This is a genomic window from Streptococcus oralis (assembly GCF_021497945.1).
Classification (GTDB): domain Bacteria; phylum Bacillota; class Bacilli; order Lactobacillales; family Streptococcaceae; genus Streptococcus; species Streptococcus oralis_BR.
The window spans coordinates 1,212,767-1,233,611 of record NZ_CP046524.1 but is presented as its reverse complement, the minus strand read 5'-3'; the positions used below and the strand labels follow the sequence as shown (position 1 = coordinate 1,233,611).

Here is a 20,845-nt window from a genome sequence, read left to right as displayed (position 1 = left end):
AACCCAAATGGCAATATTGGTGACAGGCGGAGCTGGTTATATAGGTAGCCATACCGTAGTAGAATTATTAAATTTAGGGAAGGAAGTTGTCATTGTTGATAATCTTTCGAACTCTAGCATCTTAGTGTTAGATCGTATTGAAGCAATTACAGGAAAACGTCCTACGTTTTACGAGTTTGATGTTTGCGATAAACAATCATTGAGAAAAGTATTTGAACAAGAATCAATTGACGCTGCAATTCATTTTGCAGGATACAAAGCTGTCGGCGAATCCGTGCAAAAGCCTGTGATGTACTACGAAAATAATATTATGAGCACATTAGCTCTTGTTGAAGTGATGTCAGAGTTTAAAGTTAAGAAGATTGTATTTTCATCGAGTGCGACTGTATACGGCATTCACAATCAATCACCCCTCATTGAGACAATGCCGACAAGTGCAACAAACCCTTATGGGTACACCAAAGTGATGCTTGAACAAATTTTAAAAGATGTTCATGTAGCAGATTCAGAGTGGAGTATTGCATTGCTTCGTTATTTTAATCCGATTGGGGCTCATGAGTCTGGGCTTATTGGTGAAGACCCCTCTGGAATTCCCAACAACTTGATGCCTTTTATTGCACAAGTAGCTGTAGGCAAGCGATCAGAGCTAAGTGTTTTTGGAGATGATTATGATACGGTAGATGGTACTGGTGTTCGCGATTATATCCATGTAGTGGATTTAGCGATAGGGCATATAAAAGCTTTAGAAAAAGTATCCGAAAAAACAGATGTTTATATTTATAACCTGGGCTCAGGAGAGGGAACTAGTGTATTACAACTTGTAAATACATTTGAAAGTGTCAATAAGGTTCCAATTCCTTATAAAATTGTTCCAAGACGATCAGGAGACGTTGCGACTTGTTATGCAAATGCAGACAAAGCGTATAAGGAGTTAAATTGGAAGACTACGAAAACGGTTGAAGACATGTGTAGAGATACATGGAATTGGCAATCCAAAAATCCTAATGGATACAATAAATAATAAAGCACAATAGTCTTGTGATATGTATATATAAAAAAAATCAAAAAAAAATTATGAAAGCGCTTGACAAAGTAATCGTTTACATTGTATAATGTAAACATGAATGACACCGATGTCAAAAATAAAAAAGAAGGTCTTTTTATGAAAAACTTAACAAAAATTAAGTTCAAAGAGAACGGGGAATTCAATCATTTCCCAGGGAATACAGTTGTTGCAAATCTTTATACTAATTCAGATTTGATGGAAGTTGTTGATATCATTCAATCACGTTATAGAGAGTTGCCATTTATAGATAAATTTACATTAACTCCAAGAGATTCTATTCATATGACAGTAATAGAGTTACTTTGTCACGAAAATCGTGAGTCTGAATTTTGGAGTAGTCATCTACCACTAGATACACCATTACAAGAAATTCATGATTACTTTGCTAAGCAACTAGAAATCTTCCCATTACTAAACGAAGAGATTCATATGCGTGTGACTGAAATGGGCAATCAAAACATTTTAGTTGAACCAGCAGATGAAAAATCAGCTAAACGATTAGAAGAAATTAGAACGTATGTTTCAGAAAAAGCAGGTGTTCGATTCCCTAATCATGATCGCTATCAATTCCATATCTCAATTGGATATCTTCGAGTTCCATTAACTGAAGAAGAAAATGAAGAGTTTACTAAAGTGAAAAAGGAATTAACGGAAGTTCTGCTTGAAAAGATTCCTGTCATTACAGTAAATCGTATCGATTACACAGTATTTGAAGATATGAGACGTTTTGTTCCATATTGTGAAAAATTTTAAAATAAAATTATAATTAAAAATAAAAAGGAGATTTCATATGAAAAAATCTAAATTATTATCGTTTTTAGCTACAGGGGTTGCGGTTACAACATTGGCAGCATGTTCAGGTGGTTCAACTAATTCATCAAATTCTTCGAGCGATACACCTCAATCAGAAGAAAAAGCTGACAAGAGCCAAGAATTAGTAATTTATTCTAACTCTGTTTCAAACGGACGTGGGGATTGGTTAACTGCTAAGGCTAAAGAAGCTGGTTTCAATATTAAAATGGTTGACATTCCAGGTGCTCAGTTGGCCGATCGTGTTATTGCTGAAAAAAATAATGCAGTAGCTGATATGGTATTTGGTATTGGAGCTGTTGATTCAAATAAAATTAGAGATCAAAAATTATTGGTACAGTACAAACCTAAATGGTTAGATAAAATTGACCAATCTCTATCAGATAAAGATAACTACTACAATCCTGTAATTGTTCAGCCATTGGTCTTGATTGGTGCTCCTGATGTTACTGAAATGCCTAAAGATTGGACTGAGTTAGGCAGCAAATATAAAGGTAAATATTCAATTTCTGGACTTTCAGGGGGAACAGGGCGTGCGATCTTGGCAAGTATCCTTGTTCGCTATCTCGATGATAAAGGAGAATTAGGCGTTTCTGAAAAAGGTTGGCAAGCAGCTAAAGAATATTTGGAAAATGCGTACACTCTTCAAAAGGGTGAAAGTTCAATTGTTAAAATGTTAGATAAGGATGACCCAATCCAGTACGGTATGATGTGGGGTTCTGGTGCATTAGTTGGACAAAAAGAACAAAATGTTGTATTTAAAGTAATGTCTCCTGAAATTGGTGTTCCGTTTGTAACTGAACAAACAATGATTTTGAATACTAGTAAGAAACAAGCTTTAGCTAAAGAATTTATTGATTGGTTTGGTCAAACAGAAATTCAAGTAGAGTACAGCAAAAACTTTGGTTCTATTCCTGCAAATACTGAGGCAGTGAAAGAGTTACCAGAAGCTACTAAGAAATTTGTTGATCAAGTGAAACCGCAAAGTATTGATTGGGAAGCTGTTGGAAAACATTTGGATGAATGGGTTGAAAAAGCTGAACTAGAATATGTAAAATAGGACATAAGTGTAAATTTTAAAATTCCAGGTCTCTCTAAAGTTTCTAAACCTACATGAGAAATTAAGAGAGACTTTTCATTTATAAGTAAAGGAAGTTAGTAATATGATTAAATTTGATAACATTCAAATTAAATACGGTGATTTTATCGCGATTGATAATCTAAATTTAGATATTAAGGAAGGAGAATTCTTTACCTTCCTTGGACCATCTGGATGCGGTAAATCAACAACTTTGAGAGCTTTGGTAGGTTTTTTAGACCCTTCATCTGGAAGCATTGAGGTTAATGGGAAAGATGTTACTCATATGGAGCCAGAAAAACGTGGAATCGGGATCGTATTCCAATCTTACGCACTATTTCCAACAATGACAGTTTTTGATAATATTGCATTCGGTCTAAAGGTTAAAAAAGTTGCTCCAGATGTTATTAAAGCCAAGGTTTCTGCAGTGGCTGCTAAAATTAAGATTTCAGATCAACAATTGCAACGTAACGTTTCAGAATTATCTGGAGGACAACAGCAGCGTGTAGCTTTAGCTCGTGCTCTTGTTCTGGAACCTAAAATCCTATGTTTGGATGAACCCTTGTCAAACCTAGATGCAAAATTACGTGTGGATTTGAGAAAAGAGTTGAAACGTCTTCAAAAAGAATTGGGAATTACGACTCTATATGTTACACATGACCAAGAGGAAGCGTTAACGCTATCTGATAGGATTGCTGTTTTTAATAATGGTTTTATTGAACAAGTGGGAACACCAGTAGAAATTTATCATAATTCTCAAACAGAATTTGTATGTGATTTCATTGGAGACATTAACGTACTTACAGATGAAACTGTTCACGGAATTCTTCTAAATAATGCTCATGTTCTTTTGGAAGATAAAAAAGGTTACATTCGTTTAGAAAAAGTTCGCTTCAAACGTGAAACGGATCAGGATTTTGTCTTAAAAGGTTCAATTATTGATGTGGAATTTTCAGGAGTTACAATTCACTATACTGTTCAGGTATCTGAAAATCAAATTCTTAATGTAACAAGTATCGATAGTCAGTCAGCTATTAGATCTGTCGGAGAAAGTGTGGAATTATTTATCACACCATCAGACGTTCTGCAATTTTAAGGAGGTGCAGTATGCGTCATAAATTAAATTGGAAAGATTGGCTCATTCGTTTAGGCTTAATCTGGTTCTTGGTAACTTTCATCATTTATCCAAACTTTGATTTAGTAGTTAATGTATTTGTGAAAGGTGGGGAGTTTTCACTTGATGTCGTACAACGAGCTCTTAAATCTCAACGTGCGATTCAGAGTATTATGAACAGTTTTAAGTTAGCATTCTCACTAATTATAACTGTTAATGTTGTTGGTGTACTTTGTGTATTGTTTACAGAATATTTTGATATTAAAGGAGCTAAAATATTAAAACTAGGATACATGACGTCACTAATCTACGGTGGAGTAGTTTTGGCTACTGGTTATAAATTCGTTTATGGACCATATGGAATGATTACCAAATTTTTACAAGGTATTATTCCATCTTTAGATCCTAACTGGTTTATTGGTTATGGTGCAGTTCTATTTATTATGACATTTTCTGGTACTGCTAATCACACCTTATTCCTAACTAATACAATTCGTAGTGTAGACTATCATACTATTGAAGCTGCACGTAATATGGGTGCAAAACCATTTACAGTGTTTAGAAAAGTAGTATTGCCAACTCTTATTCCTACTTTATTCGCTCTGACAATTATGGTTTTTCTAAGTGGGTTATCAGCAGTAGCAGCACCTATGATTGTTGGTGGGAAAGAATTCCAAACTATTAACCCAATGATCATAACTTTTGCTGGAATGGGAAATTCTCGTGACTTAGCCGCCTTTCTAGCAATTATTTTGGGTGTTGCCACTACGATTTTGCTTACTATTATGAACAAGATCGAAAAAGGCGGAAATTATATTTCTATTTCTAAAACGAAAGCACCTTTGAAAAAACAAAAAATCACATCTAAACCATGGAATATCATTGCACATATTGTTGCTTATGCTTTGTTCACTGTTTTCATGTTACCATTGATTTTCATTGTATTGTATTCATTTACTGACCCAGTTGCAATACAGACAGGAAACTTATCATTATCAAACTTTACTTTAGATAATTATAAGTTATTCTTTAGTAATAGTGCTGCGTTCTCTCCATTCTTAGTCAGCTTTATATACTCTATTATTGCTGCAACTACTGCAACAGTTCTTGCTGTTGTGTTTGCGCGAGTAGTTCGTAAACATAAAGCTCGATTTGATTTCTTGTTCGAATACGGAGCTCTTCTTCCTTGGCTATTACCAAGTACACTTCTAGCAGTTAGTTTATTGTTCACTTTCAACCAACCTCAACTTTTAGTCTTTAACCAGATTCTAGTTGGTAGTTTAGTAATTTTGCTAATCGCTTATATTGTTGTAAAAATTCCATTCTCTTATAGAATGGTGCGTGCAATCTTATTTAGTGTTGATGATGAGATGGAGGATGCTGCTAGAAGTATGGGGGCTTCACCATTTTACACAATGATGAAGGTTATTATTCCTTTCATCTTGCCGGTAGTTCTTTCTGTTATCGCACTCAACTTTAACTCTTTATTGACCGATTTCGATTTATCTGTATTCCTTTATCATCCATTGGCTCAACCATTAGGTATTACGATTCGTTCTGCAGGTGATGAAACAGCAACATCTAATGCACAAGCTCTTGTATTTGTTTATACAATTGTTCTAATGATTATTTCAGGAACTGTATTGTACTTCACACAGAGACCGCGTGGTAAGAAAAGGAAATAGTAATGCAATCATCCAGCATTGGACTATCATACATTGAAATTATTATTAGAGTCGTGTTATCTTTGGTCATTGGAAGTATTATTGGCTTAGAAAGAGGAAGTAAATCTCAACCAGCAGGTATTCGTACACATAGTATCGTTTGTATGGCTGCTTGTTTGATTATGATGACTAATGAATTTGTATCTTATAAGTTTGGAACAGGAGATCCGACACGTTTAGGTGCTCAAGTTATTTCTGGTGTTGGTTTTCTTGGAGCTGGAACAATTCTTATCACAGATAAAAAGAAGGTTACTGGTCTGACAACTGCAGCAGGAATCTGGGCTTCTGCAGGAATAGGTTTAGCTATTGGAGTAGGTTTTTATGAAGGTGCTCTGTTAGTAGCTATTTCTGTGTGGAGTGTGATTTCTATGTTTCAGCCTTTAAAAAAATATCTGCAAAGTCGTTCAAAAGTTATTGAATTATATATTGTAGTTAAATCTACTGAGGCATATAATCGAGTATTAGTTTATTGTGCAGAAAATGGAATTCGATTGAATGATTCAAGAACTGCTTTTGGAGATGTTAATTCTGAAAGAATTGAATATTTTGATGTTCCAGACAAAAGAATAGCATCATTTATGACTCTAGAACTTTCAGGTAAGTTTGAACATCTTAAACTAATGGAAGAAATAGCAAATATTGTTGGTGTTATTTATGTCGAAGAAGTTAGTTGATATAGAATAAACAAAGGGGCAGTTATTCTTGCCCCTTTGTTTTTTAGGTGATAATTGACTCGAAATTATTTGCAAAGTATAAGGATAAACATAAATGAAGGTATATAATATTAATTTTGACTGTGGAAGAATAACGTATTTTGAATATAATTCTTTAGTGCAAGTATATAGATTTCATTCTTTTCATGATATTTGTGAAATTGTATTTTCGTCTTCTTTACCAGCTGATGATATATTAGCAAAAGTTATTGTTAAGGAAAAGATTATTCCGATCTTAGACTGCTATGTCCAAATGTTATTAGATACTTTTATAGTTTCAATGGATTTTACCGAAAATGATTTTTTATATTTTCGTGGTAAGTTATTTTCATACAAGTTTATCAGTTGTGAAGTAGAAAAAATTGTAAAGAATAAAAATTTTAATTGTCAATGTTATTTTTTTGAATCGGAAGAATAGAGTATAAAATAGAAAATTTTGAAATTAAAGTTTTTGTTAAGATACATTAAAATGTTTTACTAAATTCTCTTGTTAAAAAAAGTAAATATTGTATAATGATATTAGATAAATCATAAATGGAGGACTAAAGTGAAAAATTTAAACGGTAAAAAGGTAACTATTTATGATATTGCGAATTTATCAGGTTTTTCTCCAAAAACTGTTTCACGTGTTATTAACGGTGGTGAAAAGGTAAAAGAAGAAACTTATCGAGCTATTCAAAAAGTCATTGATGAGTTGTCGTATGTTCCAAATGCATATGCAAAAAATTTGACTAAGAAAGAAACTACAAATATTTTGATTTCCGTTAAAAAGATTGATTCTTTTCCCTTGATTTGGTTTCAAACTTTACTAGATAGAGTTCTACAAACTTGTAAAGAGTTTGGTGTAAACGCTATTGTTGAATACTTTGGTGAAGAAGATACGATTAGGAATTCAATAATTTCAAGTACAGGAAGCTTAATAGATGGAGTAATAGTATTTTATGAAAGTAAAGACGATATTCGGATTAATTATTTACAGAAGAATAATATGCCTTTTATAGTTTTTGGAGAATCTCGAACACCTGATGTTGTTTATGTATCTAATAACAATTTTCAAGCCACTTATGATATGATGGAATTAGTAACAAAAGAGAATATTAAAAGTATGTTGTTACTTATGGGAGGGGAATCTCTTGTTAATAAGGATCGTGAAAAAGGTATTCGTACTTTTTTGACTGATAAAAATTATTTAATGGATTTGCAAGTTATTTATGGCTTAACTACAATTGATTCAGTTTATTCATATGCAATAAATAATTTATCTAATCAAAATCATCCGGATATGATATTTGTTTCTGGGGATGAGAAGGTTCAAGGGCTGATTCGTGCGTGCTATGAGAAGGGGATTACCATTCCTGATGATATTTCAATAATTGGATTCGATAATATTCCTATTTCGCAATATTATACTCCAGCTCTGTCTACTATTTCTCCTAATTATGCTATGTTAGCCCAAAAAATGATAGAAGGTGTTTTAGCAATTATTAAAGGGGAAAGTGTCACATCTGTTGAAGTTTCTCCTAAATTTGTTAGGAGACAGAGTTTCTAGTATTGTTTAATTCTTGAAAATCCTAGTGGAAAAGATGGAGTGTTCTAAAATAAGTTCTGTTTAGCCTCCATTTAGTTTCTAATGAGTTGTTTAGTCGCTTTTCATTATAGATGATATGGGACTTTTTTCTACAACAAAATAGGCTCCATAATATCCATAGGGGGCATTTTGGGAAGTGTAAAGAAAAACAAAGAATATTTAAAGTGTTAGTTTAAAGGTAATCATCACAATTTAGTTTTTAAGATAGGATAGTATTTTTGGAATCTTTGACCAAAGTGTGACCAATATAGAATAAAGTGGATCAGGAAACTGGTCTATTTATTTTGTAATTATTAATGAACAGTATTTTTTAAGTTTATAATATTCAGTTTAAGTTAAATAGTTGTAATTATAGTATATAAGTTTTTCTTTGTTAATGTTATAATATAAAGTATATAGAGCTATTTTTCGAGGTGCGGATTTGGCAAATAATAAAAAAATTGAGACATTAGGTGTTTCATATCTGTCGACATTTATAGATAAGCATGAGTTACTTCAATCTTATTTTGATAGAAATGATAAAACTCCAGTGTGGGATGGAGAAATTCATGTTCTTAAATCATCGAGTGAGAAGAAAGACGAAATATTAGGTAAAGTACCTGTTCAGATTAAAACCACTAGACAGAAAAAAGATGTGTTAAAATCCTTTCCATTAGATGCTAGAGATTTAGAATTATATAAATCAAATGGCGGCGTAGTTTTATTTGTAGTTTGGTTGAGTGAGAATAATGACTTACGAGAAATCTATTATAAATCATTGCCTCCTTTTTCTATAAAAGATTTGCTCAAAAAAAGTAAATTAAAAAATAAATCTACAAATAGTAAGAAACTGTCCATACAGATATTTAAACTAGATGAAAAAAAGATGTATCCAATGTTAGTGGATTTTATAAATAATAGTCAGAGACAGTATAGCTTCATAAATACTGATGGTATCTCAGTTGAAGATATCTCTGACGATAATAATCTTAAATTCTATTTTTATGGACAAGGAAAAGGAGAGATATTTAACTATCAGAAAGAACACGATCTCTTCATTTATTATAAAGATCCTTTAACTGGTATTGAAATACCACTTGAAAATACAATAAAGGTTGTCGAAACTTACGAGGAAACTGATTTAATTATTACAATTGGAGATTTTACTTTTCAAGATGTAAAAAGACATCGATTCCCTGATGGGAGTGTACAACTACATTTTGGTGAATGCTTTAAAATGTCCTTTGATGTAAATAAAAAAATATTTAAATTTAATTATACAAGGTCTAATATGCTCTCAAAAGCCATGGAGTGTACGGAGGTACTTCAAGAGCTAGGAAGAGTAGGATATTTCAATCTCAATGGAAATAAAATAGAACTAGATAATCAGTCAATATCGGATATTACTTCACGGAATTTAGATAGCGATATAAAGGATTTGAGACAGATTTCTAACTTCTTGGAAAATATGGGTGTACAAAAGGATCTTGATCTAAACTACTTTGATAAACAATCTCAAAAAAATCTAAATATCCTTAATTCAGGTCTTGTTCTAAAGAAGAAGGTTGCCTTAGATTATAATGAATCTAAATTACTTCATCTAAGAATTGCTAATATCCATATTATTGCCTTATATAATTTTACAATAGATAAGAACGGAACTATGATTGATATCTTTACTGAAATTCCCTGGTGTAGGAGAGGTGAGGGTAAAGATTCTTCAGATATTTCAATTTTTGAAGTTTTTGAACCTAACGATTGGCTAAAAATAGATAATTGTAATTTTGATTCGGTTATTGCCTCATATCAAAGATTAGTTGATAATGACTTGAAATTTGAAGATGCTAATAACACTATTATAAAAATAGTTATTGCTGCTGACATGGCAGAAGATGTTTCTAGAAGAGAGTTATTGCTTAATTGGGCACAATGTCTTTCTAATTGGAACTTAAAATACTCCCAAAATAGTGAGATAGCTATAATAAATGACCTTCAAATAAAATCTAGAGTTCGTAAATTAAACAGCAAAGAAATGGAGATTCTAAGCAATATTTTAGTAAATAGTAATGATAACTATGAACTTTGTTTCGGTTCATCAGTGTTATTAAAATCGAAACCGCAAGCTGATTTGTTTTGGAATAAACTGGATAACGAGACAAAAGAAAGATATAAAGACTTTCCTATTTATACTTTGTATATGAAATTATCGTAAAATTAAAAGAGATTATAAAGAGATAAAATATGGAAATAAAGAGGGTGATTTATTATAATTCAGTACCACAATTAAGGAAGCAATACCTATTTTTGCACTCTCAAGATTTAAGTAACTGTAAAACTGCAATTTAATTTATTGATTTACCCTCATTGTGATATGTTCATACTAAAAACCGCTCTGCTGAGCGGTTTTCGTCTATTCTTACCTTTTTACAGTACCCACGTACGGATAGCATGGGCAACGCCGGATTCGTCATTAGACTTGGTGATGTATTTGGCGATTTTTTTGAGTTCTGGATTTCCATTTTCCATAACAACGGGGTTTCCAACGACTTCGAGCATGGTACGGTCATTTTCTTCGTCACCGATCGCCATGGTTTCATCTTTGGTTAATCCGAGTTTTTCAGCTAAGTGTGTAATGGCTGAACCCTTGTCTACATTCTTTTTAAGGAGTTCAAGGTAGAAAGGAGCAGATTTGTTGATGGAGTATAGTTCGTAAAATTCTGCTGGGATTTTTTCAATAGCCGCATCGAGTATTTCAGGTTCATCGATAAACATACACTTGACGATTTCCTTGCCAGCCATTTCTTCAGGAGTGCGGTAGAAGATGGGCATGCTGACGAGGGTTGATTCGTGCACTGTGTATTTTCCGATATTGCGATTGGCAGTATAGATACCGTCCTTGGTAATAGCGTGCATGTGGACACCGAGTTTGCGACTGAGAAATTCCATATCGAGATAGTCCTCATAGGCTAAAGATTCGCTGATAATCTCATGGCCAGTAGCAGTTTCTTGGACAAGGGCACCGTTGAAGGTAACGACATAGTCACCCTCGTCTCTCAACTGCAAGTCGTCCAGAAGTTTAGCAACACCTGCGATAGGGCGGCCAGTTGCAATCACGACTTTGACGCCAGCTTGTTTGGCATCTTGGATGGCAGAAAAGACTTCAGGAGTGATTTCCTTTTTACTGTTAACCAGAGTACCATCGATATCGACGGCGATTAGTTTAATACTCATAAATTTCCTCTTCTAGTTTTTATTTGGGGTAAAATGATCGTTCTCAATCAAGTGTAAAAATTGCTGGGTGATACTTGCGAAGATGCTATTTTGATCCAACATTTCTTTTGGAAAATAGAAACGATTGTCACCGTGGCGGCTGCCAGCAAGGGATTGGACGATAGGGGACAGGCTAGATAGTTCTGCCAGTTCACCATTTTTTTGTAAAATCTCAATCTGTGTCCTTGGATTTTCAGATTCGGGTCGATAGATATCATAAGGGAGGTCAAAGTTCTTATGAATAGCAGTATAGTAGTCTGGATCAAAACCGATATCTTCAACCAGTTGTCTCATGGTTGCGAGTTGGTCTTGGTCTTTTTCTGAAAAAGTAATGGATTTAAAGACCTTGCGGTTGACAAAGCGTTGCGACAAGTCGGCTAGTATCTTGTCAGGACTGGTCATCCAGAGTTGGAAGTAGGTATTCATCACGCCATCATCCAGAGCTAGATAGTCAGACAAGGTCACATTTTTTTCAAAGAAAGGAAGGAGATGTGGAGAAGTTCGTGCAAAGAAATCTTTGTCTTCAGGATAGAGTTCCTTAGCGCGTTTGAGGAGATTCTGTAGAAGAACTTCCATGGCGCGTGTTGCTGGGTGGAAATAAACCTGCATATACATCTGATAGCGACTGAGCACGTAGTCTTCGATGGCATGCATGCCATTACGCTGAAAGGCGATCCCATTTTCGACTGGGCGAATGACTCGGAGAATTCGAGTCAAGTCAAATTCCCCATAAGATGCTCCTGTAAAATAGGAGTCGCGCAAGAGATAGTCCATACGGTCCGCATCGATCTGACTGGAAATGAGCTGTACGACCTGCTTGTTAGGGTAGGTATGGTCGATGACACTAGCCACCTTTTCAGGAAAATCGGGCGCCACTTGTAGTAGGACTTGGTGAATCTCTGTCTCAGGACTTTGGATGATTTCCTGGGTAATGGCCTCATGATCTGTATCAAAGAGATGTTCAAAAGTATGGGAGTAGGCACCATGCCCGAGGTCATGAAGGAGCGCAGCGGTCATGGTCAAGAGAGACTCAGCAGGATCCCATTCTTTAGGATATTTTTCTTCAAAAATCTCTGTGATGCGTCGTGCAATCTCATAGACTCCAAGACAATGGGAGAAGCGACTGTGCTCTCCACCGTGGAAGGTATAGCTGGAAGTTCCTAGCTGTTTGATACGACGCAATCGTTGAAATTCTTTTGTATTGATCAAGTCGTATATGACCTGATTATTGACGTGGATATAGTTGTGAACTGGGTCACGGAATACTTTTTCGTTCATATGACCATTATAGCAAAATCCTGCTCTTTTTGGTAAAATAGTAGAACAAGAGAGAAGAAAGAGGACCTGATGTGAAGATTCGGATGCGAAATACGATTCAGTTTGATGAGCAGTTGGAAGTCATTGACCAACTCTATGACGTGGAAGTGCGTGAAAAGGGAGATTATCACTATCTGCTTTTCTACAATGAGGAAAAGGAAAAAGTGGTTCTCAAGTTTCATGAAGAAGAACTGGTGATGACCCGTTTTTCCAATCCGAAGACCATTATGAGATTTCTAAAGGATAGTGATAGTTTAGCCTATATTCCTACACCTATGGGCATGCAGGAGTTTATCATCCAAACGAGTCACTACAAACTGGATGGGCAAAAGATTGAGCTAGCCTATCAACTGCAAAACCAAGAGGGACACCCCTTTGCCAGCTATCAATTAGAAATCACTTGGGGATAAGAAAAAGGTTGGCGAATGCCAACCTTATTTGATATAGAGTTCTTGGTTTTTTAGGACAATTTCACGTACATTTGCAAACTTCTTGAGTTTTTTAAGTTCTTCGGGATGGGTTACAAGAGTGATGACATAGCCCTCTTTACCCATGCGACCTGTACGTCCTGCCCGGTGAGTGTAGGTTTCAGTATCTCTTGGGACGTCAAAGTTTACGACACATTCTAGGCTATCGATATCAATTCCACGAGCCAGAAGGTCAGTTGCAAGGAGCAGGGTCAGTTGGTTATCTTTAAACTTTTCCAAGATAACTTTTCGAAATTTAATATTGACATCGCTAGCGAGGGAAACAGCCAAGATATCGCGATACTGTAATTTTTCTTCTGCACTTCCAAGATCTGATAGGCTATTAAAGAAAACTAGTCCGCGGAAATCCTCTACATGAGCCAATTTTCGTAGCATATCTACTCGGTGACGTTGGTCTACCTGCATGTAGAAATGTTGGATGTTGTCCAGTTTTTGATCAGAGAGATCAATGGTGCGCGTGTTTGGTGCAATCTTTTCTTGGTCAAACTTGGTCGTCGCACTCATGTAGATGAGTTGGTGGTCACGAGGTGCGTAGTGAGTGATTTTCTCGACAAAGTGAATCTGAGAATCATCGAGCAATTGGTCAAATTCATCCAGAATGATGGTTTCCACATTCATCATCTTGATTTTTTTCAATTTAATCAACTCAAAGATACGGCCAGGAGTTCCAATTAGAATTTCTGGTCCTTTTTTAAGGCGTTCAATCTGGCGTTTCTGACTGGAGCCTGATAGGAAGAGTTGAGCTGTTAAACCAATAGCTTCAGCCCAGGTTTTACACACGTCAAAAATCTGTCCAGCTAGTTCTGTATTTGGTGCTAGGATCAAGATCTGTTGGGCTTTTTTCTTTTTCAGTCTGAGTAGACTTGGGAGTAAGTAAGCGAGGGTCTTACCAGTTCCTGTCGGGCTTACTCCTAGGAGGTTTTCTCCAGCAAGTATAGGCTCAAATAGTTGAGTTTGAATGGGGGTGAATTCTTGGAAACCGAGTTGGTCACTCAGTTCTTGCCATTCAGTCGGTAGTTTGGTTTTCATTTTTCTGCCTCAAATCTAATGCCAGCAGTCTGGCGCATGGTATATAATAGGTCATGAACAGAACCTGCATCATTCAGCCAGTTCTGGTAAAGCGTCTGGTCTGGTTGCTGGATCATGTGTGCAAATGCAGCTGCTTCCTCAGTCATTGTATGAGGAGCCTGTTGGATAGGGAGTTGGACTTGATTTCCTTGGTGGTTGGTAAAAATAGCTGAGTGGACATGCTCAATCGTGTTGAGTGTCAAGGTTCCATCTGCTGTGTAAATCTCGCAAGGGAGATTGGAAGTGATGTTTTTCCCAGCTTTAATGTGAACTTGAAAGTCAGGGTAGAAGAGGATACCGTCGCCATTTAGGTCAATGCTATTGTCAAGCTGTTGAGCCTGATAAGTCGCGTCCTGAGCCTTTCCAAAGAGACGAACAGCGGCATAGATAGGATAAATCCCCAAATCCATAAGGGCTCCACCAGCAAAACGATCTGAAAAGACATTTGGCGTCTGCCCAGCCAACAAGTTCGGCATCTTGGAAGAATACTTGGCATAGTTGAAATCTGCGCCTAAGATTTGCTTGTCTGCTAAAAAATTCTTAATAGTAGTAAAGGCTTCCTCGTGGTAATTACGAGCTGCCTCAAAGATAAAACAGTGATTTTTCTCAGCCGTTTGCCTTAAATCTAGCCATTCTTGTGGCTGAGTGACAGCTGGCTTTTCAAGAATGACGTGCTTACCAGCAGACAAGGCAGCCTTGGCTTGCACAAAATGCAAGGAGTTTGGACTAGCGATATAGACTACATCAAAGGAAGACTTAAAGAAGTCTTCTAATTGATCAAAGAGTTGAATATTCTGATAGCGAGAAGCAAAGGTTGTGGCAGTTTCTAGTTTTCTAGAATAGACTGCAACCAGCTGGTATTCTCCGCTAGCATGGGCTGCTTCTATGAAATGATGGCTGATAGCCCCTGTTCCGATGACACCTAATTTAAGCATAGATACTCCTTTTCCGACTTCAAATCCTTCCTTCATTATAACATAGAAAAGAAGGACTATCCAACAGATGGTAAAAATTTTCAAATGGACTACGAATTTCTTGGAGAAAGTGGTACAATATTTAGATAAGTAGATGAAATAAGAAGGGGGAGAAAATGAGATTATTACCAATAAGAAAAATATCACGTCAGTCTAAGCGACTAGCGCTTTTTTTGACTTTTTGTGCAGGATATGTCGATGCTTATACTTTTATCGTGCGAGGGAACACCCTTGTGGCTGGACAAACTGGGAATGTGGTTTTTCTTTCTGTAGGACTCATTCAGCAGAATGTCTCGGATGCCAGTGCCAAAGTAATGACCTTGCTTTCCTTTATGATGGGTATCTTTTTTCTGACATTGTATAAGGAAAAACTTCGAATTGTTAAAAAACCGATTTTATCCTTGATTCCACTTGCAGTCCTGTCCCTAATTATTGGCTTTGTACCGAAAACTGTTGATAATATCTATCTCGTACCGCCATTGGCCTTCTGTATGGGACTGGTGACAACTGCTTTTGGAGAAGTGTCAGGTATTGCCTATAATAATGCTTTTATGACAGGGAATATCAAACGTACCATGTTAGCTTTTGGGGATTATTTTCGGACCAAACATACGCCTTTCCTACGAGAGGGCTTGATTTTTGTTAGCTTGCTTAGCAGTTTTGTCTTTGGAGTCATTTTTTCGGCTTATTTGACGATTTACTATCAGGAGAAGACAATTCTAGGTATTCCTCTTATGATGAGTATCTTTTACATCAGTATGCTTTTTGCTTCTTGGAGAAAAAAAGGGAAAGAAAAAGCTTAAATTTGATTGATTTTACTTGTAAGAAAAAAGAAGATATGCTATACTTGAAGAGTTGACTATGCACAATCCTGTGCAACCGCACGAACATCGTTGCTCGTCGTATACAAAATTTAAACTTTGTTATGCTTAGAGCTCTTCTTTTAAGTGGTTCGTCCCACGATGCTAGGCGAGTCTTCACAAAAATACGGGGAAACCCTAAAAATCATAGGAGGTGCATAATGAGCACATACGCAATTATCAAAACTGGCGGAAAACAAGTTAAAGTTGAAGTTGGTCAAGCAGTTTACGTTGAAAAATTGAACGTTGAAGCTGGTCAAGAAGTTACTTTTAACGAAGTTGTTCTTGTTGGTGGTGAAAACACTGTTGTCGGAACTCCACTTGTTGCTGGAGCTACTGTAGTTGGAACTGTTGAAAAACAAGGAAAACAAAAGAAAGTTGTTACTTACAAGTACAAACCTAAAAAAGGTAGCCACCGTAAACAAGGTCACCGTCAACCATATACAAAAGTTGTCATCAACGCGATCAACGCTTAATTTTAAGGAGAACACATGATACAAGCAGTCTTTGAGAGAGCCGAAGATGGCGAGCTGAGGAGTGCGGAAATTACTGGACACGCCGAGAGTGGCGAATACGGCTTAGATGTCGTGTGTGCATCGGTTTCTACGCTTGCCATTAACTTTATCAATTCCATTGAGAAATTTGCAGGCTATGAACCAATCTTAGAATTAAACGAAGATGAAGGTGGCTATCTAAAGGTTGAAATACCAGCGGATCTTCCTTCGCACCAGAGAGAAATGACGCAGTTATTCTTCGAATCATTTTTCTTAGGTATGGCAAACTTATCGGAGAACTCTTCTGAGTTCGTCCAAACCAGAGTTATCACAGAAAACTAACACGGAGGAAAACATTATGTTAAAAATGACTCTTAACAACTTGCAACTTTTCGCCCACAAAAAAGGTGGAGGTTCTACATCAAACGGACGTGATTCACAAGCGAAACGTCTTGGGGCTAAAGCAGCTGACGGACAAACTGTAACAGGTGGATCAATCCTTTACCGTCAACGTGGTACACACATCTATCCAGGTGTAAACGTTGGACGTGGTGGAGACGATACTTTGTTCGCTAAAGTTGAAGGCGTAGTACGCTTTGAACGTAAAGGACGCGATAAAAAACAAGTTTCTGTTTACCCAATCGCAAAATAATCGCTCTAAGTAGCATTAAATAAGGCTTTCCGAGTTTTCGGAGAGCCTATTTTTTTGTTTTGATACCCATAATTCTTTGTTAATAGTGTAGATGAATTTTATGAGCGATATTATTTTTCCTAAGTGGATAATTTCTAAAATATGGTATAATGAACAGATAGAGAAGTTGGGGGTAAAAGATGAACATTCAACAATTACGCTATGTTGTTGCTATTGCGAATAGTGGTACTTTTCGTGAAGCTGCTGAAAAGATGTATGTGAGTCAGCCGAGTCTGTCTATTTCTGTGCGCGATTTGGAAAAAGAGTTAGGCTTTAAAATTTTCCGTCGGACGAGTTCGGGGACATTTTTGACTCGTCGTGGAATGGAATTTTATGAGAAAGCGCAAGAATTGGTCAAAGGCTTTGATGTTTTTCAAAATCAGTATGCCAATCCTGAGGAAGAAAAGGATGAATTTTCCATTGCCAGTCAGCACTATGATTTCTTGCCACCAACGATTACGGCTTTTTCAGAACGCTATCCTGACTACAAAAACTTCCGTATTTTTGAGTCCACTACCGTTCAAATCCTAGATGAAGTAGCTCAGGGTCACAGTGAGATTGGGATTATCTACCTTAATAATCAAAATCAAAAGGGAATTATGCAACGGGTTGAGAAGCTTGGTTTAGAAGTTATTGAACTAATTCCTTTCCAGACTCACATTTATCTTCGTGAAGGACATCCTTTAGCACAGAAAGAGGAATTGGTCATGGAGGACCTAGCAGATTTACCAACAGTTCGGTTTACTCAGGAAAAGGACGAGTACCTATACTATTCAGAGAACTTTGTCGACACCAGCGCGAGCTCCCTAATGTTTAATGTGACCGACCGTGCTACTTTGAATGGTATTTTGGAGCGGACGGATGCTTATGCGACTGGATCTGGATTTTTAGATAGCGACAGTGTTAATGGGATTACAGTCATTCGTCTCAAGGATAATCTAGATAACCGCATGGTCTATGTCAAACGGGAAGAAGTTGAGCTTAGTCAAGCTGGGACTCTTTTCGTAGAAGTCATGCAAGAATATTTTGATCAAAAGAGGAAATCATGAAAAAAAGAGGAATAGTGGCAGTCATTATACTGCTTTTGATTGGGCTGGATCAGTGGGTTAAAGCCTATGTTCTCCAGCAGATTCCACTGGGTGAAGTGCGTTCGTGGATACCCAATCTTGTTAGCTTGACCTATCTGCAAAATAGAGGAGCAGCCTTCTCCATGCTGCAAGATCAGCAGTGGTTATTTGCTGTTATTACACTGGTCGTTATGGTCGGTGCCATTTGGTATCTACATAAACACATGGAGGATTCTCTCTGGATGGTTTTTGGACTGACCCTGATAATAGCGGGAGGTCTGGGCAACTTTATCGACAGAATGAGTCAAGGTTTTGTGGTGGATATGTTTCACCTAGACTTTATCAACTTTGCGATTTTCAATGTTGCTGACAGCTATTTGACAGTTGGTGTGATTGTTTTATTGATTGCAATGCTTAAAGAGGAAGTAAATGGAAATAAAAATTGAAACTGGTGGGCAACGACTAGACAAGGCTCTGTCGGATCTGACAGAATTGTCACGCAGTCTCGCGAATGAACAAATCAAGGCTGGACAAGTCTTGGTGAATGGGCAAGCCAAGAAAGCAAAATACACTGTCCAAGAGGGGGATGTCGTCACTTATCACGTGCCAGAACCAGAGGTTTTAGAATATGTGGCTGAGAATCTGCCGCTCGAGATTATCTACCAAGATGAGGATGTAGCCGTTGTTAACAAACCTCAAGGCATGGTGGTCCATCCGAGCGCCGGTCATACAAGTGGAACCTTGGTCAATGCCCTCATGTACCATATCAAGGATTTGTCAGGTATCAATGGGGTTCTCCGACCGGGTATCGTTCACCGTATTGATAAGGATACGTCTGGTCTCCTTATGATTGCGAAGAATGACGAGGCCCACTTGGCACTTGCCCAAGAACTCAAGGACAAGAAGTCTCTACGTAAATACTGGGCGATTGTTCATGGCAATCTTCCCAATGATCGTGGTGTCATTGAAGCGCCGATTGGTCGTAGTGAAAAAGACCGTAAGAAACAGGCTGTGACTGCTAAAGGAAAGCCTGCAGTAACACGTTTTCACGTCTTGGAACGCTTTGGAGATTATAGTTTGCTAGAGTTGCAACTGGAAACAGGGCGTACTCACCAAATCCGTGTTCATATGGCTTATATTGGCCATCCAATCGCTGGTGATGAAGTCTATGGTCCTCGTAAGACTTTGAAAGGACATGGACAATTTCTCCATGCCAAGACTCTAGGCTTTACCCATCCGAGAACAGGTGAAACCTTGGAGTTCACAGCAGATATTCCAGAAATTTTTAAAGAAACGCTGGAAAGATTGCGTAAAACTGAGAATAGATAAAAGAGTTGAGATGCCTTGTCTCAACCTTTTTCATTTCAAGTCTTTTCTATTTTAAAGTATTCATGTTATAATGGATAAATATGAAGAATCGGAGTGAGAATATGAAGTACAAACGAATCGTCTTTAAGGTGGGGACCTCCTCCTTGACAAATGAAGACGGGAGTTTATCAAGAAGCAAAGTAAAGGCAATTACCCAGCAATTGGCTATGCTGCATGAGGCTAGACATGAGTTGATTTTAGTGTCATCTGGGGCAGTAGCTGCTGGATTTGGAGCTTTGGGTTTTAAAAAACGTCCGACCAAGATTGCAGATAAACAAGCTTCGGCTGCAGTTGGTCAGGGACTTTTGTTGGAGGAATATACAACCAACCTCCTCATGCGCCAGATCGTTTCTGCACAAATCTTGCTGACACAGGATGATTTTGTAGATAAACGTCGCTATAAGAATGCCCATCAGGCCTTGTCTGTATTGCTTCATCGTGGTGCAATCCCCATCATCAACGAGAATGACAGTGTCGTTATTGATGAGCTCAAGGTGGGGGACAATGACACTCTGAGTGCCCAGGTAGCGGCGATGGTTCAAGCAGACCTTTTAGTTCTCTTGACCGATGTGGACGGTCTCTATACTGGAAATCCCAACTCAGATCCAACAGCCAAACGTTTGGAGAAAATCGAGACTATCAATCGTGAGATTATTGATATGGCTGGTGGAGCAGGTTCGTCAAACGGTACTGGGGGCATGCTGACAAAAATAAAAGCTGCAACTATTGCGACGGAGTCAGGTGTACCAGTCTATATTTGCTCCTCTTTGAAATCAGATGCCTTGATTGAGGCAGCGGAGGAGACCAAGGATGGTTCTTACTTTGTTGCGCAAGAGAAGGGCCTTCGTACTCAGAAGCAATGGCTGGCCTTCTATGCTCAAAGTCAGGGAACGATTTGGGTAGATGGTGGAGCTGCAGAGGCACTTTCAAAAAACGGGAAAAGTCTCCTTTTATCGGGTGTGGTAGAAGTGGAAGGAAACTTCTCTTACCACGATATTGTAACAGTAGCAGATAAAGAAACAGGTCAATCTCTTGGAAAGGGACGTGTCCAATTTGGCGTCTCAGCTCTAGAAGATATGCTCCGTTCTCAAAAAGCTAAGGGAGTCTTGATTCACCGTGATGACTGGATTTCCATCACTCCTGAAATCCAGCTGCTCTTTACAGAATTTTAGAGGT

General features: G+C 37.3%; 22 protein-coding genes, 1 pseudogene and 1 other annotated feature. Of the genes and pseudogenes, 18 read left to right on the top strand and 5 right to left on the bottom strand.

All coding sequences use genetic code 11. The features are described from left to right. The first annotated feature begins 7 nt into the window (after positions 1–7). From galE to GOM47_RS06260, 9 genes are all read left to right on the top strand, one after another. Complete coding sequence (gene galE / locus GOM47_RS06300) at positions 8–1,021, top strand: UDP-glucose 4-epimerase GalE (protein ID WP_084972183.1); 1,014 nt, start codon at positions 8–10, stop codon at positions 1,019–1,021. Positions 1,022–1,162: 141 nt separating this feature from the next. Continuing rightward, positions 1,163–1,819: a DUF1868 domain-containing protein gene (locus GOM47_RS06295; protein ID WP_235080215.1), complete on the top strand. Its 657-nt coding sequence runs from the start codon at positions 1,163–1,165 to the stop codon at positions 1,817–1,819. Between the two features lie 37 nt (positions 1,820–1,856). After that, entirely contained in the window at positions 1,857–2,936 is a 1,080-nt protein-coding gene (locus GOM47_RS06290) for an extracellular solute-binding protein (RefSeq protein ID WP_235080214.1), read from the top strand. A gap of 103 nt (positions 2,937–3,039) precedes the next feature. After that, positions 3,040–4,050 carry an ABC transporter ATP-binding protein gene (locus GOM47_RS06285; RefSeq protein ID WP_000589129.1) on the top strand — a complete coding sequence of 337 codons (1,011 nt, stop codon included), beginning with the start codon at positions 3,040–3,042 and terminating at the stop codon, positions 4,048–4,050. Positions 4,051–4,061: 11 nt separating this feature from the next. Further along, the gene (locus GOM47_RS06280; RefSeq protein ID WP_235080213.1) at positions 4,062–5,753 is read left to right on the top strand and encodes an ABC transporter permease; all 1,692 of its coding nucleotides are present in this window, start codon (positions 4,062–4,064) and stop codon (positions 5,751–5,753) included. 2 nt (positions 5,754–5,755) lie between these two features. Further along, positions 5,756–6,466 carry an MgtC/SapB family protein gene (locus GOM47_RS06275; RefSeq protein ID WP_084973841.1) on the top strand — a complete coding sequence of 237 codons (711 nt, stop codon included), beginning with the start codon at positions 5,756–5,758 and terminating at the stop codon, positions 6,464–6,466. A gap of 94 nt (positions 6,467–6,560) precedes the next feature. Then, positions 6,561–6,923, top strand: a complete 363-nt coding sequence (locus tag GOM47_RS06270; protein WP_235080212.1) for a hypothetical protein — start codon at positions 6,561–6,563, stop codon at positions 6,921–6,923. Between the two features lie 129 nt (positions 6,924–7,052). Then, complete coding sequence (locus tag GOM47_RS06265) at positions 7,053–8,054, top strand: LacI family DNA-binding transcriptional regulator (RefSeq protein ID WP_084973837.1); 1,002 nt, start codon at positions 7,053–7,055, stop codon at positions 8,052–8,054. A 460-nt stretch (positions 8,055–8,514) separates the two neighbouring features. Further along, complete coding sequence (locus GOM47_RS06260; RefSeq protein WP_125448223.1) at positions 8,515–10,284, top strand: DUF4365 domain-containing protein; 1,770 nt, start codon at positions 8,515–8,517, stop codon at positions 10,282–10,284. Positions 10,285–10,496: 212 nt separating this feature from the next. Here the strand turns inward: GOM47_RS06260 and yidA are convergent, their stop codons facing one another. Together yidA and GOM47_RS06250 are read right to left on the bottom strand one after the other, a co-directional pair. Further along, entirely contained in the window at positions 10,497–11,303 is an 807-nt protein-coding gene (gene yidA / locus GOM47_RS06255) for a sugar-phosphatase (protein WP_235080211.1), read from the bottom strand. A 12-nt stretch (positions 11,304–11,315) separates the two neighbouring features. Then, entirely contained in the window at positions 11,316–12,620 is a 1,305-nt protein-coding gene (locus GOM47_RS06250; RefSeq protein WP_084933272.1) for an HD domain-containing protein, read from the bottom strand. A 71-nt stretch (positions 12,621–12,691) separates the two neighbouring features. Between GOM47_RS06250 and GOM47_RS06245 the strand changes: the two genes are divergently transcribed. After that, positions 12,692–13,069 carry a DUF1934 domain-containing protein gene (locus GOM47_RS06245; protein ID WP_235080210.1) on the top strand — a complete coding sequence of 126 codons (378 nt, stop codon included), beginning with the start codon at positions 12,692–12,694 and terminating at the stop codon, positions 13,067–13,069. A gap of 24 nt (positions 13,070–13,093) precedes the next feature. Here GOM47_RS06245 and GOM47_RS06240 read toward each other — a convergent pair whose 3' ends face one another. After that, positions 13,094–14,176 (bottom strand): DEAD/DEAH box helicase, encoded by a 1,083-nt coding sequence (locus GOM47_RS06240; protein WP_235080209.1) that lies wholly within the window; start codon positions 14,174–14,176, stop codon positions 13,094–13,096. After that, positions 14,173–15,150: a Gfo/Idh/MocA family protein gene (locus GOM47_RS06235; RefSeq protein WP_235080208.1), complete on the bottom strand. Its 978-nt coding sequence runs from the start codon at positions 15,148–15,150 to the stop codon at positions 14,173–14,175. Before GOM47_RS06235 ends, GOM47_RS06240 begins: the two co-directional genes overlap by 4 nt. 155 nt (positions 15,151–15,305) lie before the next feature. Here GOM47_RS06235 and GOM47_RS06230 point away from each other — a divergent pair, with 155 nt between their 5' ends. From GOM47_RS06230 to rpmA, 4 genes are all read left to right on the top strand, one after another. Then, the gene (locus GOM47_RS06230) at positions 15,306–15,992 is read left to right on the top strand and encodes a YoaK family protein (protein ID WP_235080207.1); all 687 of its coding nucleotides are present in this window, start codon (positions 15,306–15,308) and stop codon (positions 15,990–15,992) included. Between the two features lie 64 nt (positions 15,993–16,056). Further along, positions 16,057–16,176, top strand: a sequence feature (ribosomal protein L21 leader region). 34 nt (positions 16,177–16,210) lie between these two features. Further along, positions 16,211–16,525 (top strand): 50S ribosomal protein L21, encoded by a 315-nt coding sequence (gene rplU, locus GOM47_RS06225; RefSeq protein WP_000109141.1) that lies wholly within the window; start codon positions 16,211–16,213, stop codon positions 16,523–16,525. Between the two features lie 15 nt (positions 16,526–16,540). Beyond that, positions 16,541–16,885, top strand: coding sequence for a ribosomal-processing cysteine protease Prp (locus GOM47_RS06220; protein WP_000613697.1), 345 nt, complete (start codon positions 16,541–16,543; stop codon positions 16,883–16,885). 16 nt (positions 16,886–16,901) lie between these two features. Further along, a complete protein-coding gene (gene rpmA / locus GOM47_RS06215; RefSeq protein WP_000916509.1) occupies positions 16,902–17,195 on the top strand; it encodes a 50S ribosomal protein L27 in 294 nt (97 codons plus the stop codon). A gap of 82 nt (positions 17,196–17,277) precedes the next feature. Here the strand turns inward: rpmA and GOM47_RS06210 are convergent. Further along, positions 17,278–17,382: pseudogene (locus GOM47_RS06210) on the bottom strand (AraC family transcriptional regulator); the annotation flags it as partial. Between GOM47_RS06210 and GOM47_RS06205 the strand changes: the two are divergent. The 4 genes from GOM47_RS06205 to proB all read left to right on the top strand — a co-directional run bounded on the left by GOM47_RS06205 (position 17,375) and on the right by proB (position 20,841). After that, positions 17,375–18,283, top strand: coding sequence for a LysR family transcriptional regulator (locus tag GOM47_RS06205; protein ID WP_235080206.1), 909 nt, complete (start codon positions 17,375–17,377; stop codon positions 18,281–18,283). The pseudogene GOM47_RS06210 and the gene GOM47_RS06205 overlap by 8 nt on opposite strands. Beyond that, on the top strand, positions 18,280–18,747 hold the full coding sequence (gene lspA / locus GOM47_RS06200) for a signal peptidase II (RefSeq protein ID WP_235080205.1): 468 nt from the start codon (positions 18,280–18,282) through the stop codon (positions 18,745–18,747). The genes GOM47_RS06205 and lspA overlap by 4 nt, the downstream gene beginning before the upstream one ends. Further along, entirely contained in the window at positions 18,731–19,630 is a 900-nt protein-coding gene (locus GOM47_RS06195) for an RluA family pseudouridine synthase (RefSeq protein WP_235080204.1), read from the top strand. The genes lspA and GOM47_RS06195 overlap by 17 nt, the downstream gene beginning before the upstream one ends. Positions 19,631–19,731: 101 nt before the next feature. Further along, a complete protein-coding gene (gene proB / locus GOM47_RS06190; RefSeq protein WP_235080203.1) occupies positions 19,732–20,841 on the top strand; it encodes a glutamate 5-kinase in 1,110 nt (369 codons plus the stop codon). Positions 20,842–20,845: the final 4 nt, after the last annotated feature.

Bases quoted from the DNA above. Each gene is read 5' to 3' on its own strand.
- GOM47_RS06240 (WP_235080209.1), bottom strand. From the start codon at position 14,176: ATGAAAACCAAACTACCGACTGAATGGCAAGAACTGAGTGACCAACTC.
- GOM47_RS06275 (WP_084973841.1), top strand. From the start codon at position 5,756: ATGCAATCATCCAGCATTGGACTATCATACATTGAAATTATTATTAGA.
- GOM47_RS06285 (WP_000589129.1), top strand. From the start codon at position 3,040: ATGATTAAATTTGATAACATTCAAATTAAATACGGTGATTTTATCGCG.
- lspA (WP_235080205.1), top strand. From the start codon at position 18,280: ATGAAAAAAAGAGGAATAGTGGCAGTCATTATACTGCTTTTGATTGGG.
- GOM47_RS06230 (WP_235080207.1), top strand. From the start codon at position 15,306: ATGAGATTATTACCAATAAGAAAAATATCACGTCAGTCTAAGCGACTA.
- GOM47_RS06280 (WP_235080213.1), top strand. From the start codon at position 4,062: ATGCGTCATAAATTAAATTGGAAAGATTGGCTCATTCGTTTAGGCTTA.
- GOM47_RS06295 (WP_235080215.1), top strand. From the start codon at position 1,163: ATGAAAAACTTAACAAAAATTAAGTTCAAAGAGAACGGGGAATTCAAT.
- GOM47_RS06290 (WP_235080214.1), top strand. From the start codon at position 1,857: ATGAAAAAATCTAAATTATTATCGTTTTTAGCTACAGGGGTTGCGGTT.
- GOM47_RS06250 (WP_084933272.1), bottom strand. From the start codon at position 12,620: ATGAACGAAAAAGTATTCCGTGACCCAGTTCACAACTATATCCACGTC.
- GOM47_RS06270 (WP_235080212.1), top strand. From the start codon at position 6,561: ATGAAGGTATATAATATTAATTTTGACTGTGGAAGAATAACGTATTTT.
- rplU (WP_000109141.1), top strand. From the start codon at position 16,211: ATGAGCACATACGCAATTATCAAAACTGGCGGAAAACAAGTTAAAGTT.
- GOM47_RS06205 (WP_235080206.1), top strand. From the start codon at position 17,375: ATGAACATTCAACAATTACGCTATGTTGTTGCTATTGCGAATAGTGGT.
- GOM47_RS06235 (WP_235080208.1), bottom strand. From the start codon at position 15,150: ATGCTTAAATTAGGTGTCATCGGAACAGGGGCTATCAGCCATCATTTC.
- yidA (WP_235080211.1), bottom strand. From the start codon at position 11,303: ATGAGTATTAAACTAATCGCCGTCGATATCGATGGTACTCTGGTTAAC.
- galE (WP_084972183.1), top strand. From the start codon at position 8: ATGGCAATATTGGTGACAGGCGGAGCTGGTTATATAGGTAGCCATACC.
- rpmA (WP_000916509.1), top strand. From the start codon at position 16,902: ATGTTAAAAATGACTCTTAACAACTTGCAACTTTTCGCCCACAAAAAA.
- GOM47_RS06220 (WP_000613697.1), top strand. From the start codon at position 16,541: ATGATACAAGCAGTCTTTGAGAGAGCCGAAGATGGCGAGCTGAGGAGT.
- GOM47_RS06195 (WP_235080204.1), top strand. From the start codon at position 18,731: ATGGAAATAAAAATTGAAACTGGTGGGCAACGACTAGACAAGGCTCTG.
- proB (WP_235080203.1), top strand. From the start codon at position 19,732: ATGAAGTACAAACGAATCGTCTTTAAGGTGGGGACCTCCTCCTTGACA.